Here is a 13,183-nt window from a genome sequence, read left to right as displayed (position 1 = left end):
CTGATGCCATGATGTGTGTCGAACCGTCAAAAAGCCCTGTCGCCTCCGCGTCTTCGCATTGAGGCACACCGCTACGTCAGCTTCGGTCGCAGGCGATTGACGGTCAGGCCAATGAGGCCGGGACAAGGGGCGGAAGGACACGATCAGGGGCGAAAAGGGACGCGATTATCAGGGGCGAGAAGACAGCATCGCCGGGGCGCGCTCACAACAGACCCGGCGCGACACCGCATCCCTTCCCCCGTCGTCCCTCACCCCCTAATAAGCCTCGCAATGACCGACGTCGCCGCCTCCGCACCCGCGAAAGCCTCCGCCTTCCATGAACTGGAAGTGCTGTGGGTGCGCCACTGGACCGACCAGCTGTTCAGCTTCGCCATTGCCCGGCCCGAGGATTTCCGCTTCCGCTCGGGCGAGTTCGTGATGATCGGCCTGCCGGCGGAAGATGGAGGAAAGCCCATCTTGCGCGCCTATTCCATCGCCAGCCCGCACTGGGACGAGCAGCTCGAGTTCCTGTCGATCAAGGTCCCCGACGGCCCCCTGACCTCGCGCCTCCAAAGAATCCAGCCGGGTGATACGGTGCTGATGGGCAAGAAGCCGACCGGCACCCTGGTGCTGGACGCCCTGACCGGCGGCGAGCGGCTGTGGCTGATCGGGACCGGCACCGGCCTGGCCCCCTGGATCAGCGTCGCGCGCGACCCCGACACCTATGCTCGCTTCAATCGAGTCGTCGTCTGCCACACGGTGCGCAATGTCGCCGACCTCACCTATCGCGACTTCTTCACCTCGGGCATCCACGACGATCCCCTGATCGGCGACGAGGCGAAGGCCCAGCTGACCTATTATCCCACGGTCACCCGCGAGGCCTTCGACACGCCGGATGGCGAAAGGGGGGGCCGCATCACCGACCGCATCAAATCGGGCGCCCTGTTCGCCGACCTGGGCCTCCCCGCGGGCTTTTCGCCAGAGCGCGACCGGGTCATGCTGTGCGGCTCCATGGCCATGATCAAGGAAACCGGTGAACTGCTCGAAACCTTCGGCCTGAAGGAAGGCTCGAACGCCGAGCCCGGCGACTACGTGCTGGAGCGCGCCTTTGTCGGCTAGCGTCACCATCGATCCGCGCACCGCCCCGGAGGCCTGCGCCTCCATGGCCGAGGTCCGGCAGGGCGTCGACGCGCTCGACCGCGCCCTCGTCCAGCTGCTGGCCGAGCGCCAGCGCTACATGGACGCTGCGGCCCGCATCAAGCCGGACCGCTCCGAGGTGCATGACGACGCGCGCATCGAAGACGTCGTCGCCAAGGTGCTGGCCGCCGCCGGCCCCGCCGGCCTGTCGCCCGCTATCGCCGAGCCGGTGTGGCGCACCCTGATCAACCGCTGTATCGCCCATGAGTTCGAGGCCTTCGACCGTACGCGCGGCTGAGCCGTTCGACCCGTCAATCGGGGTGACGGGCGGAATGGCGGATTTCCAGAATTTCGACCCTGTCCCGAACAATGCGATAGCGGATGACATAGGGCGGCGTCGTCGTCAGTTCTCGGCGGCCATGAGAGATCGACCGTCCCCTGTCGGAATGGATATCAAGAGCATCGTCCGCCGCCCGAATACGTAGCGCCAGTCGACGCGCCGCAAGTGGGTTGAACTGCGCGATATAGGCCTGGATCGCGACCAGTTCGACCAGCGCCCCTCGCGTCCAGACTACTTGAACCAATGGGCGGGCGCCGGCGTTTCGTCCGGAGTCCCCCAAGTGTCGAGCCAGGCAGCCACTTCCGCATGAGGGACCACCCGACCCGCGGCGACATCAGCCTCGGCCTCGGCCGCACGAGCGGCGTCGAACGCCTCATCGACCTCGTCAAAAATGGACGGCTCAGGCTTTCCCATGGCGTCTCATACCACGATAGCGGGAGCGATTCATCCCCGCAGCGATCTCAACATCAGCGCGTGCCGATACGCCGCCACATCGGCCAGGGCAATCTCCAGCGCGTCCCGCACCCGGTCCAGCAGCGGCGGCGCCTCCGCCTTGTCTGCCGCCTCGGCGATCTGACAGGCCTCCGCCAAGGCTCCGGCGCCGATCCCCGCGGCCGCGCCCCGGATCGTATGGACCCCGTCACGCCAGCCGTCCTCGCGCACGTCCAGCAGCGGCGACCACATGGCGGCCTGCTGGGCGAACAGGCCCAGCACCTCCTCCGTGATCGCGTCGTCGCCGCCGGTCATCCGCTCCAGCACGGCGAAGTCGACCGCTCCCGACAGATCACGCAGCGCCATCAGCCGGCGGTCTCCTCGCCCTTGGCCAGCCGCGAATTCCACGCCGACCAGCCGAAATAGACCACCAGGCCGATGGCGTTCCAGATCAGGAAATAGACCTGGGTCTTGGTTGGCAGGCTGGCCAGGAGATAGAGGCAGCCCGCCATGGCGACAGGACCGACGACCCAGGCCAACGGCGTGCGGAACACGCGGGCTCGCGCAGGCTCGCGAAGGCGCAGAACCAGCAGACAGGCGCCGACCGCCGTAAAGGCCGCCAGCGTTCCGGCGTTGGCCAGCGCCGCGATCTCGTCGAGCGGCAGAATGCCGGCCAGCAAGCCGACGATCACGGCGGTGAACAGGGTCACTACCACCGGGACGCCCCGTTTCGAGACGGCGCCGAGGCGGCGCGGCAGCAACCCGTCACGCGCCATGACATAGAAGATGCGGGTCTGGCCGTAGAAGAACGCGAGGATCACCGTGGGTACGCCGACGATTACGGCCGCCGCGACGATCTGGGCCGCTGCCGGCTGGTTCAGCAGGCGAAGGATCAGGGCCAGCGGCTCATCGCTGGACGCAAACTGGCCGAATGGCATTGAGCCCACCGCCGCGGCCGCGACCAACATGTACAGAATGGTGCAGATGATCATTGATCCGAGGATACCGATGGTCAGGTCCCGGCCCGGGTTTTTGGTCTCTTCGGCGGCCGTGGCGACCGCATCGAAGCCGTAGAAGGCGAAGAAGACGATCGCCGCCCCGGCCATCACCCCGACCTCGACACCTTCCGGATTGGTGTTCTTGTTGAACCCGAAGGGCATCAATGGTTCGAAATTCGCGGCGTCGAACACCGGCAGGACGACGGCGATGAACACCGCCAGAGCCGCGCATTTGATCAGAACAAGGATGGCGTTGACGGTCGCGCTCTCCTTGGTCCCCAGCAGCAGCAGGCCGGTCACCACGCCGATGATTCCTACGGCGGGAAGGTTGACGAGGCCGCCGGCATGCGGCCCCGCGATCAGATCCGGCGGTAGTGACACGCCGATCGAAGTGAGGAATCCGGTCGCATAGGCCGACCAGCCCACGGCCACCGCGCTGACGACCAGCGAATACTCGAGGATCAAGCTCCAGCCGATGATCCAGGCCAGGGCCTCGCCCAGAACCGCATAGCTGTAGGTGTAGGCGCCGCCCGCCGCGGGCATCATTGTGGCCAGTTCGGCGTAGGCCAAAGCGACGCAGGCGCAGACGATGCCGACGATGGCGAAGGCGACGATGATGCCGGGCCCCGCCTTGGCGACGCCGACGCCGGTCAGGGTGTAGATGCCGGTGCCGACGATGGCTCCCACCCCTAACAGCAACAGGTGCGGCCAGCCCAGCGTCCGCTTCAGCCCGCCGTGTTCCTGCGTGGCCGTGGTCGATTCGATCGAGCGCCGGCGGTTCCAGAAAGCCATGTCGTTCGTCCCCTCGCCGCTCCGGCCCCGTTGGGGCGCCCAGTTGATTCCGGAGAGACCCTAGCCGGTCCTGCGACAAACCGAAACGGAGGGGCCAATCCCCTTGCGCGCAAAGGGCATTGCCATTAGGAACGCCCCCTCTCCGAAGCCGATCCCTGACTGGCGCGTTCGGAGCGGCACGAGCCATGCGTGGCTCCGCCTGACGAATGGTCCGGGTGATTAGCTCAGTTGGTAGAGCAGCTGACTCTTAATCAGCGGGTCGTAGGTTCGAACCCTACATCACCCACCATCGTTTCAAAGACTTAGCGGAAAATTCGGGGCACGGTTCAGCTGGGCCGGGCCACGGCCCTGAACCGCCGCATCGGCGCGGCGTGGGGCGCGCCGACGGCCTGTGGCTATGATGACCTGTCACGCCTGTCGTCCCTGGCGCATAATCCCGCCGGGACCCTGCTGCGCCGCTATGTCCACGCCGACGGGGCCGACACGCCGCTGGTCTGGTACGAGGGCGCGACCACCGCCGCGCCACAATATCTTTATGCCGACCATCAGGGCTCGATCGTCGCCCGCACCGACGCCTTGGGCAACGCCGCCGGCGTCAACGGCTACGACGAATACCGCATCCCCAATGCCGCCAACGCCGGCCGCTTCCAGTACACCGGCCAGACCTGGCTGCCCGAGCTGGGCATGTACCACTACAAGGCCCGCATCTACTCGCCGACCCTGGGCCGCTTCCTGCAGACCGATCCGATCGGCTATGAGGACCAGATCAACCTGTATGCATATGTGGGCAACGATCCGGTCAATAGGACGGATCCGACGGGGGCAATGCAACAAGAGAGGTCGGACGGGCTTCGGCCAGCCATCACCCCGACCGCACAGGCCCGTGGCCTTAGGCCAGCTCTGCCGGCTTCCACGGAGTCAGAGGGGGCTGCGGACGATGGCAACACCCTTTCAATCGGGTTGAGTGGTCAACTTACTGGGACGGTGTTTTCGGGTCAGCTTTCAGTGGGCATTGCCATTGATTCTAACGGCGATGTAGCGGTTTACGGAAAGGCTGGCGGCGGCGCGGGAGCGGGCTTAGGCGGCGCGCTCGGTGTTGAAGTTTCCGTCGCGAATGTGCCGGTATCGGGGCTAAGAGGTCCCGCTGTGGAAGGAAGCATCGGAGGAGGGCTAGTGGTAGGAGGAACAGTAGATGGAGCTGTCCTTCTAGATTCAGAGACCTTGCAGCCGAGCGGCTCGGCGCTCGGATTTACGGCAGGGCTTTCTGGGGGGGGGGGGGGGGGGGAGGGAGACAAGCTTTGTTGGTGCAACTCAGACAGTAATAATTCCACTGACCGACCCGGATCCCTGAGCATACATAGAAATCCCAACGCTTTTCGCGTTGCTGTTTCGGAAGCGAGTGTTAATTCGGAGTTCTGAATGAAGTACATAGCAATATTTCTGTCAATTTTGTTCATATCTCTGTGGGCTTGGGTGATGGTGTTTTTTAGCCTTTTATCCAAGTTTCGTCCGCGCCAAATTATCGGAGAATACAAATTTGAATTATCAAATCATGGCAAGTTGTTCTTTGTTTCCTCATTTGATTTATTCCTATTAGTTTTTCCAGCCGTGGTTGCTGCGGCTGTGTTGGTGATTAGCGTTTACATGGATTTTCGCCGGCGAAAGAAAATAGAGCGAGATTCAATGAGTTTTTGAATTGACCTAGGAAGTGGGGACGGAAGTGGGGACGCACACCCCTTTCCGGAACTGGGGACAGGCACCCTTTCCGTCGGAACGGAGCTTCGGCGACAGGGACCTCACCCGCGGTACGGGCGCACTGGAGGCAAATGCGTCTATGACGTCGAGAGCCGCCTGGCCGCCGGGCCGAACGGCGCCAGCCTGACCTGGGATCCACTGGGCCGGCTGTTCCGGAGCTCGAGCAACAGCCACCCGGCTACCTCTACGACGGCGACGCCCTGGTGGCCGAGTACGACGCCGCCGGAACGTTGCTGCGCCGCTATGTGCACGCCGACGGCGCCGACGTGCCGCTGGTCTGGTACGAGGGGGCGATGACGGCGGCGCCGCAAGGTGCTGTCATCTGTGGATGGCCCCTGCGCTGCAAGTGTGAATTGGGTTTGATGTCGGGATCTGTCGGGGTGCGGTCATCTGTCCGGCCTGTTGGCGCGGCGCTGATGTCCGCTGGCCCTGATGGAGTCCGCTAGCCAGGTCCCTATCAGTCCGTCGAGCTCAAGGCTCCGACAGCACCTTGGGTTTTCCCGGCCTACGGCCGCGTTCAGATCGTCATCATCATCCCTTGTGCACCCTTACAGTTCGGAGCGGCGGCCGTGAGCCGTCGCGATCTTGATCAGGCTGTGAGCGGCGGACGATAGACCTCGCCGCGCTTCAACACCGCCCAGGCTATCCTGGCGTTCTTGTTGGCCATGGCGACCGTGACGACGCGTGCGGGCCGTCGTTCAAGCAAGGCATTGATCCACGCCCCTGAAGCAGACGCGCCAGTTCGCGCCCGACGGATCACCGAGGTCGCTCCTACGACAAGCAGTTTGCGCAGATAGCCGTCGCCCATCTTGGAGATACGACCGAGGCGGTCCTTGCCGCCGGAAGAGTTCTGTCGCGGGACCAGACCCAGGAAGGCGGCGAACTCCCGGCCAGGCGAGCAGCCGACGTTCGAGCCCATGGATCTCGGCGGCGAGCGTATCGAGCTGTTCGGCCAGTCTGCAGGGCGGATCGCGCCAGCTCCGCGGTTCCGCCGGACGCCGCTCAGCTTTCGACCACCGACGGTCTGGGCCGCTTCATCCAGGGAGGCTCGGGCATCGACCGGCGCGCGGCGGCCTGGGCCTGGGTCCAGCGCAGGTGCAGGTCGGCGAAATAGGAATCGTCCTGCTCGATCCGCCGCTGTTCGCCGCTGAAGTAGTCCCGGCGCACGGTCAGGACGTCGAACGGCGCTCCCACGCCCACGTTCGACCGCATGGTGGTCGAGAACGAGATCAACCCCAGCTTCACGGCCTCGGCCAGCGAGGAGTCGTACCCAAGTCCGCTTTCGAGGATCGGCTTGCCGTATTTCAGCTCGCCGATCTGGAGGTAGGGGGTGTCCTGCCCGCACTCGATGAAATTGCCCTGGCTGTAGATCAGGAACAGCCCCATCTGCCCGCCGTTGATCTGGCCGCCCAGCAGCATCGAGGCCGAGGTGTTCAGACTGTCGGCTTCCAGCGCCGGCGCGATCGACAGCCGCACGCTGCGCAGGGCGTGGCCCAGAATCTGCGCGCATCGGAACAGGGTCGGCGCTGTCTCCAGCGTCTGGGCCGGCTCCCCGACGTTCAGATGGACTCCCTCACGCGCCATGGCGAGGGCCGTCTGGGTGACCGACAGGTTTCCCGCGGTACAGACGCCCAGCACCCGCTCGCCGGGCCGGTCGACGACATGCAGCTTGCGATAGGTCGAGATGCTGTCAACGCCCGCATTGGTGCGGGTGTCGGCGATCAACGCCAACCCCTCCTCGACCAGCATGCCCACGCAGTAGGTCATGCGGCGCGCGATTCCCGCAGCCAGTCCGTCATGATGTGCACGGTAACAGATTCCCGCGTCGGATAACCCACGACCTACGCCTGCTGTTGACCCTGTTGCATGTCGGCATCACGCACGTTCAGCCGCACCGCCAGCCGCTCGCCGCCGCCGCCATAGCTGGCCCCTCGCACCGGCGCCGCACCCAGATAGTCCAGCCCGGTCGCCACGCGAACATAGCGATCAGTGGCACAGATGCCGTTGGCCGGATCGAAGCCGACCCAGCCGAGATCCTCGACCCATGCCTCAGCCCACGCGTGGCCGGCCTCCTGATCGTCCTGCCCGTCCCGCCGCAGCAGATGGCCTGACACATAGCGGGCGGGCACGCCCATCTCCCTGCAGCAGGCGATGAAGACATGGGCGTGGTCCTGACAGACCCCCCGGCCAAGCGCCAGAACCTCGGCGGCCGTATGGGTCGGGGTCGTGACGCCAATCTCGAAAGCGACCGATCCATGGATGCCCGCCATCAGCCGATGCAACCGTTCCAGTGGAGGATGGGCGGAGAACTCCGAGGCAAAAACCGCGATCAACTTGTCCCGCCGGGTCAGCGCCGTGTCGCGCAGGAAGACGAGCGGCGACAGCGTCTCCTGATCCGGCGGCACGACGCCGGCGGTCTCGGCCGTACTGACCTCGCCGGACACCCGGATCGTCAGGCTTTGCGTCGGCTGTTCCGTATAGAGCGTGTGGACGATGTTGCCGTAGGCGTCCTCTGACTTGCGCAGCCGCGCATCGATGTCGGTTTCGACCCGCCAATTGCGGACCTGCTGAGCCTCGGAGGAGCGGGGCGTCAGCCTCAGGGTCTGGATGATGAAACGCGCCGCCCGGTCGTAGGCATAGGTGGTGGCGTGGTCGATGCTGATGCGCACTTGTCAGCTCAGATACTGGTCATGGATGGCCTGTCCCAACCGGCCGTTCTCGCCGAGGAAGGCCTGAATGTATTCGTGCAGGCCGGACTGGAAGATGTCCTCGATGCGCGAATTGTCGAACGCCCGCATCCGGTCCGCCGCCAGCCGCTGGGCCGGGCCGCGCCGACCGTAGTCGTTGGCCAGCCGCTCCAGATAACGCACGATCGAGGCCTGACAGCTGGCCAGAGAGCGCGGCATCTGGCGGTTCAGCACCAGCAGATCAGCTACCAGCCACGGCTTGACGCTATCGCGATAGACCCAGCGATAGGCCGTCAGGGCCGAGACCTCGCGCAGCAGGGTGGTCCATTGGAAATAGTCCAGCTGCCCGCCGACCCGCTCGCCCTCGGGCAGCAGCAGATGGTATTTGACGTCCAGCAGCCGCGCGGTGTTGTCGGCCCGCTCGATCGCCGCGCCCAGCCGCAGGAAATAGTAGCCGTCGTTGCGCAGCATGGTCCGCGAGGTCGCGCCCTCGACTGACAGGGTGACCGTCTTCACCCATTCCAGAAACCGCGCGAACTCGTCGCGCCGGGTCGGCTGGCCCTGCTCCTCCAGCCCGTTCCAGGCCCCGTTGATGGCCTCCCACAGCTCGACCGTCAGGGCCGTACGGACCGAGCGGGCGTTGGTGCGGGCGCGGGTGATGCAGGCGGTGATGGACGAGGAATTGTTCGGGGCGAAGGCCAGAAATTCGCGCACCGACTTCTCGGTCGGCGACCGGCCCAGCGCCTTGGGCGCGCCCGCCGAGGCCAGGGCGCTGGCCCAGACCGTCTCGGCATCGCCGTCGCCCCGCGTCGGAATGGCGGCCAGCCGCAGCGTGGCCTCAAGGATGCGCGCGAGGAAATCCGCCCGCTCGATATAGCGGCCAGTCCAGTACAGGCTGTCTGCGGTTCTCGATAGCATCAGGCCTGCCCCCTCCACCACGCTGCGCGTGGTCCCCCTCCCCCTGCGGGGGAGGATTTCGGCACGTCATTCCTCCCCCCTTGGGGGAGGGGGACCAGCCGAAGGCTGGTGGAGGGGGCGGGCCGTGCGCTGACCTCAAACATCCAGCACCCAGGTGTCCTTGGTGCCGCCGCCCTGGCTCGAGTTGACCACCAGCGATCCAGGCTTCAGCGCCACCCGCGTCAGCCCGCCGGGCGCCACCTTGACCCCGTCGGGACCCGACAGCACGAATGGCCGCAGATCGACGTGGCGGCCGTGCAGCTCGCCCTTGTCCAGCGTCGGCGCGGTCGACAGGTCCAGCGTGGGCTGGGCGATGAAATCGTCGGGATCGTTGATCAGTTTCTTCCGGAACGCCTCGATCTCGGCCTTGGTCGAGGCCGGTCCCACCAGCATGCCGTAGCCGCCCGAGCCGCCGACCTCCTTGACCACCAGCTGGTCGAGCCTGGACAGGACCTCTTTCAGCGCCTCCGGCTCCCGGCAGCGCCAGGTCGGGACATTCTTCAGGATCGGCTCTTCGCCGGTGAAGAAGCGGATGATCTCGGGCATGTAGGTATAGACGGCCTTGTCGTCGGCCACGCCGGTGCCGACCGCATTGGCCAGGGTCACCGTCCCCGCCTGATAGGCCGTCATCAGCCCGGGCACCCCCAGGGTCGAATCCGGCCGGAAGGTCAGGGGATCGAGGAAGTCGTCGTCGATCCGGCGGTAGATCACATCCACCTGCTGCCGCCCCTGTGTGGTGCGCATGAAGACCTTGCCGTCATCGACGAACAGGTCGCGCCCCTCGACCAGGTCGACGCCCAGCTTGTCGGCCAGGAAGGAATGTTCGTAATAGGCCGAATTGAACGGCCCGGGCGTCAGGACGACGATGGTCGGATCGGCCCCCGCCGCCTCCGGCGCGGAGCCCCGCAGGGACGCCAGCAGCATGTCGGCATAGGTCTCGACCGGCCTCACCGGATAGTCGGCGAACAGGTCGGGGAACAACCGCATCATCATCTCGCGGTTCTCCAGCATGTAGGAGACCCCCGACGGCGTGCGGCAGTTGTCTTCAAGGACGTAGAAGCCGTCCTCGCCCGTGCGGACCAGATCGACGCCGGCGATATGCACCCAGACCCCGCGCGGCGGCCGACGGCCCTGCATCTCGGGCACATAGTGAGGGTTGGTCAGCACCAGTTTCGCCGGGACGATGCCCGCCTTCAGGCATTCCTGCGGCCCATAGACGTCGGCCAGGAACAGGTTGATCGCCCGGACCCGCTGGACCAGCCCCGCCTCCAGCCCGGCCCATTCGGACGCGCCGATGATGCGGGGGACGACGTCGAAGGGGATCAGCCGCTCGCTGGATTCCGCATCGCCATAGACGGCGAAGGTGATGCCCATGCGGCGGAAGAACAGCTCCGCCTGACGCGAACGCGCCTGCAGCAGCCCCTCGGGCGCATCGGCCAGCCAGCGCGCGAGTCCGCGATAGCTGTCGCGGACTCCCCCGCCGTCACCTGACATTTCGTCGAAGGCCATGCCGCTCCCGTTGCGATGAACACACAGCGTGGCCCGACAAGCGGCGCTGGCGCAACAGGAATGTTGCGCCGCCGCAAAGGTTCAGTCCGTCAGGATCGTCCCTCTCCCGCCGGGAGAGAAATCAATCAGAACCCACCCGCGGCCCCGCGTTCTTCACATACTGGTCCAGCCAGCGGGTCATTTCCCACAGGGTATGGCCGACGGACTCCCGCGCCCGGTAACCGTGGGCCTCCAGCGGCAGGACGACGTAGCGAACGTTGGCGCCATTGCCCTTCAGCGCCGCGTAGAATCGCTCCGACTGCACCGGGAAGGTTCCGGAGTTGTCGTCCGCCTCGCCGTGGATCAGCAGGATCGGCTCGTTGACCCGGTTGGCGAAGGTGAAGGGCGACATCTGGTCATAGGTGTCGCCGGCCTCCCAATAGGTCCGCTGTTCGGCCTGAAAACCGAACGGCGTCAGGGTGCGGTTATAGGCGCCCGACCGGGCGATGCCGGTGCGAAACAGGTCGGTGTGAGCCAGCAGGTTGGCGGTCATGAAGGCGCCGTAGCTGTGCCCGCCGACGGCGATCCGGTCCCGGTCGGCCACGCCCATTTCGACCACGGCGTTCACCGCCGCCTCGGCGCTGGCTGTCAGCTGCTGGATGTAGGTGTCATTGGGTTCGGCCCCGTTGACGCCGACGATCGGCATCGAGGGATCGTCCAGAACGGCATAGCCCTGGGTCAGCAGGAACAGATGGCTGATGCCGCCCGGCCGTGTGAAGCGGTTCGCGGTGTCGACCACCTGCCCGGCCACGGCGGCGTCGGTGAACTCGGCCGGATAGGCCCACATCACCAGCGGCAACGGCCCGTCGCGATCCTTGTCATAGCCCGCCGGCAGATACAGCGTTCCGGACAGCTGAACCCCGTCGGCGCGGGTGTAGCTGATCAGCTGTTTGGTCACCCCGGCCAGTTGCGGGGCCGGGTCGGGGAAGGCGGTCAGCGCCGTCGCCTGGGCGTCCAGATCACGAACGAAGAGGTTGGGCGGGTCGTTTCTCGTTTCGCGTCGCGTCAGCAGCCGCCGTCCGTCCTCGTCCAGAATGCCGACGACGCTCTCATAGACCCCGTCGGCCGAGGTCCAGACGCGCTCGGTCGCACCGGTGGTCAGGTCCATGGTCGACAGGAAGGGATACTCCCCTGCCCGCGTCGCTCCGGCCCCGGTCATCAGCACCCGCGCGCCATCAGCGGTGAACCGCATCACCGGGAAGCCGCTGGCGTTGGCCTCGGTCACCGGGAAGCCCGGGTCGTTGTAGCGGTCCTGATAGTTCCGCTCCAGTAGGGTGCGGCCCTGACCGGGGTTGGAAGGATCGACCAGATAGCGGGTCTCGCGCCGGTTGTTGAACTGCCGGCTGATCACCAGCGCCGTATCCGCGTCGCCCCAGATCACGCCGCCGTAGCGATCCTTCAGGTCGATCAGGGGCGTCGGCTGGCCGGTGAACGGCGCGGCCAGGGTGAAGACCCGGTCACGCACCTCTGCCGGCGTGCGCGGATCGCCGCCGTCCTGGGCCTCGACCCAAGTCAGGGTCGAGCGCGCATCGGCCCGCCACTGGGCCGAGCGCGGGCCCGGCGCCACGGAATCGAACGGGGTCGGGATGTTGTCGCGCAACGGCAGGTCGGCGACCCGGTGCACCACCCGGCCCTGCAGGTCGGTCACCACCACCTCAGCCGGGAACAGGGCCGCCGGGACGACGTAGCTGTAGGGATGCTTCACCGTCGTTTGCAGAATATAGCGCCCGTCCGGCGATACGCCCGAGCCCAGATAGACCGCCGGCGCCCCGAGCGTCCGCGCCGCGCCGTCGAGCGGTACGAGCGTCAGCTGCGAGGTGAAATAGTGTTCGAACAGGGCCTCGTCGCCGGCGTTGGACAGCAGATCCTGATAGGTCCTTGCCGGGGCCGTCCGGCCGAGGCTCTCCTCAACGATCGGCCCCTCGGGCGGACGGCTGACGTCGGGCGCGGGGCCGCGGCCCTCGGGTGTCATCCGTACCACCAGACCCGAACTGTCCGGCAGCCAATCAAAGGCCCCGCCGCCCGCGGCGTTGACCCGGGCGTCGGTCAGCTTGCGTGCGCCGCCGCTGGCGACATCAACGGTCCACAGCTCCAGCCCGGTCGGCGCATCCATCAGCAGGGCCAGCGACCGGCCGTCGGGCGACCAGCCCGGCGAGACGAAGCGCGCATTGGCCGGCAGGCTGACGGTCCGGGCGGGGCCGCCCGCCACCGGCTGGAAGCTCAGACCGGTCAGCCAGGCCACACGGCTGTTGGCCTGGCCGTTGTTGCGCGGATTGATCCGATATCCTGCGAGCCGCAGCATCGGCTCGGCCAGTTCGGCGATCGGCGGCAGGTTGGCGCGGTCGTACAGGGCCAGGGTCGTCCGGTCCGGCGACAGGCTGGGCGTCGGCGTCGGTTTGGTGTCGAGGATGTCAGCGATCGGCGCCGGCGGCTGCTGATAGGTCCGGCCTTCCTGCGCCAGGGCGGGCCCGGCCAGAACGGCCAGCAGGACGAAGGCGGGCATGGCCCGGCCGAGCAGACGATGACGCATGATCAATTCCCCAGGAGTACCGGCCCCG

14 protein-coding genes, 1 tRNA gene and 1 pseudogene are annotated in these 13,183 nt (G+C 66.4%); 6 read left to right on the top strand and 10 right to left on the bottom strand.

From position 1 onward, the window contains the following. The first annotated feature begins 270 nt into the window (after window positions 1-270). Together Q8K49_RS13330 and Q8K49_RS13325 are read left to right on the top strand one after the other, a co-directional pair. A complete protein-coding gene (locus Q8K49_RS13330) occupies window positions 271-1,098 on the top strand; it encodes a ferredoxin--NADP reductase (protein ID WP_305306570.1) in 828 nt (275 codons plus the stop codon). A 43-nt stretch (window positions 1,099-1,141) separates the two neighbouring features. Continuing rightward, complete coding sequence (locus tag Q8K49_RS13325; RefSeq protein WP_305306650.1) at window positions 1,142-1,414, top strand: chorismate mutase; 273 nt, start codon at window positions 1,142-1,144, stop codon at window positions 1,412-1,414. 13 nt (window positions 1,415-1,427) lie between these two features. On the opposite strand, the gene Q8K49_RS13320 is transcribed toward Q8K49_RS13325, so the two are convergent. Genes Q8K49_RS13320 through Q8K49_RS13305 form a run of 4 tightly spaced genes read right to left on the bottom strand, consistent with a single transcriptional unit; the run spans window position 1,428 to window position 3,678 of the window. Next, complete coding sequence (locus Q8K49_RS13320) at window positions 1,428-1,700, bottom strand: type II toxin-antitoxin system RelE/ParE family toxin (RefSeq protein ID WP_305306569.1); 273 nt, start codon at window positions 1,698-1,700, stop codon at window positions 1,428-1,430. Then, on the bottom strand, window positions 1,688-1,870 hold the full coding sequence (locus Q8K49_RS13315; protein ID WP_305306568.1) for an antitoxin: 183 nt from the start codon (window positions 1,868-1,870) through the stop codon (window positions 1,688-1,690). The genes Q8K49_RS13320 and Q8K49_RS13315 overlap by 13 nt, the downstream gene beginning before the upstream one ends. A gap of 30 nt (window positions 1,871-1,900) precedes the next feature. After that, the gene (locus Q8K49_RS13310) at window positions 1,901-2,254 is read right to left on the bottom strand and encodes an Hpt domain-containing protein (RefSeq protein ID WP_305306567.1); all 354 of its coding nucleotides are present in this window, start codon (window positions 2,252-2,254) and stop codon (window positions 1,901-1,903) included. Next, complete coding sequence (locus Q8K49_RS13305; protein ID WP_305306566.1) at window positions 2,254-3,678, bottom strand: amino acid permease; 1,425 nt, start codon at window positions 3,676-3,678, stop codon at window positions 2,254-2,256. The genes Q8K49_RS13310 and Q8K49_RS13305 overlap by 1 nt, the downstream gene beginning before the upstream one ends. Window positions 3,679-3,891: 213 nt before the next feature. Here Q8K49_RS13305 and Q8K49_RS13300 point away from each other — a divergent pair. From Q8K49_RS13300 to Q8K49_RS13285, 4 genes are all read left to right on the top strand, one after another. Then, a tRNA-Lys gene (locus tag Q8K49_RS13300) sits at window positions 3,892-3,967 on the top strand. 287 nt (window positions 3,968-4,254) lie between these two features. Further along, window positions 4,255-5,097, top strand: coding sequence for an RHS repeat-associated core domain-containing protein (locus Q8K49_RS13295; RefSeq protein ID WP_305306565.1), 843 nt, complete (start codon window positions 4,255-4,257; stop codon window positions 5,095-5,097). Further along, window positions 5,098-5,373: a hypothetical protein gene (locus tag Q8K49_RS13290; protein WP_305306564.1), complete on the top strand. Its 276-nt coding sequence runs from the start codon at window positions 5,098-5,100 to the stop codon at window positions 5,371-5,373. It abuts the gene before it with no gap. 263 nt (window positions 5,374-5,636) lie between these two features. Next, window positions 5,637-5,879 carry a hypothetical protein gene (locus Q8K49_RS13285; RefSeq protein ID WP_305306563.1) on the top strand — a complete coding sequence of 81 codons (243 nt, stop codon included), beginning with the start codon at window positions 5,637-5,639 and terminating at the stop codon, window positions 5,877-5,879. Between the two features lie 143 nt (window positions 5,880-6,022). On the opposite strand, the pseudogene Q8K49_RS13280 reads toward Q8K49_RS13285, so the two are convergent. From Q8K49_RS13280 to Q8K49_RS13255, 6 genes and pseudogenes are all read right to left on the bottom strand, one after another. After that, window positions 6,023-6,325 (bottom strand): annotated as a pseudogene (locus Q8K49_RS13280) (transposase); the annotation flags it as partial. Between the two features lie 110 nt (window positions 6,326-6,435). Continuing rightward, window positions 6,436-7,200: a peptidase gene (locus Q8K49_RS13275; RefSeq protein WP_305306562.1), complete on the bottom strand. Its 765-nt coding sequence runs from the start codon at window positions 7,198-7,200 to the stop codon at window positions 6,436-6,438. Window positions 7,201-7,274: 74 nt separating this feature from the next. Next, window positions 7,275-8,102, bottom strand: a complete 828-nt coding sequence (locus tag Q8K49_RS13270; protein ID WP_305306561.1) for a transglutaminase family protein — start codon at window positions 8,100-8,102, stop codon at window positions 7,275-7,277. 3 nt (window positions 8,103-8,105) lie between these two features. After that, window positions 8,106-9,038 (bottom strand): alpha-E domain-containing protein, encoded by a 933-nt coding sequence (locus Q8K49_RS13265; protein WP_305306560.1) that lies wholly within the window; start codon window positions 9,036-9,038, stop codon window positions 8,106-8,108. Window positions 9,039-9,173: 135 nt separating this feature from the next. Then, window positions 9,174-10,586 carry a circularly permuted type 2 ATP-grasp protein gene (locus tag Q8K49_RS13260; RefSeq protein ID WP_305306559.1) on the bottom strand — a complete coding sequence of 471 codons (1,413 nt, stop codon included), beginning with the start codon at window positions 10,584-10,586 and terminating at the stop codon, window positions 9,174-9,176. Window positions 10,587-10,707: 121 nt separating this feature from the next. Further along, window positions 10,708-13,155: a prolyl oligopeptidase family serine peptidase gene (locus tag Q8K49_RS13255; protein WP_305306558.1), complete on the bottom strand. Its 2,448-nt coding sequence runs from the start codon at window positions 13,153-13,155 to the stop codon at window positions 10,708-10,710. Window positions 13,156-13,183: the final 28 nt, after the last annotated feature.

The sequence above is a fragment of the Brevundimonas sp. genome (genome assembly GCF_030682035.1).
In the GTDB taxonomy this organism is placed as follows: Bacteria; Pseudomonadota; Alphaproteobacteria; order Caulobacterales; family Caulobacteraceae; genus Brevundimonas.
This window is presented reverse-complemented; position numbering and strand designations above follow the sequence as displayed.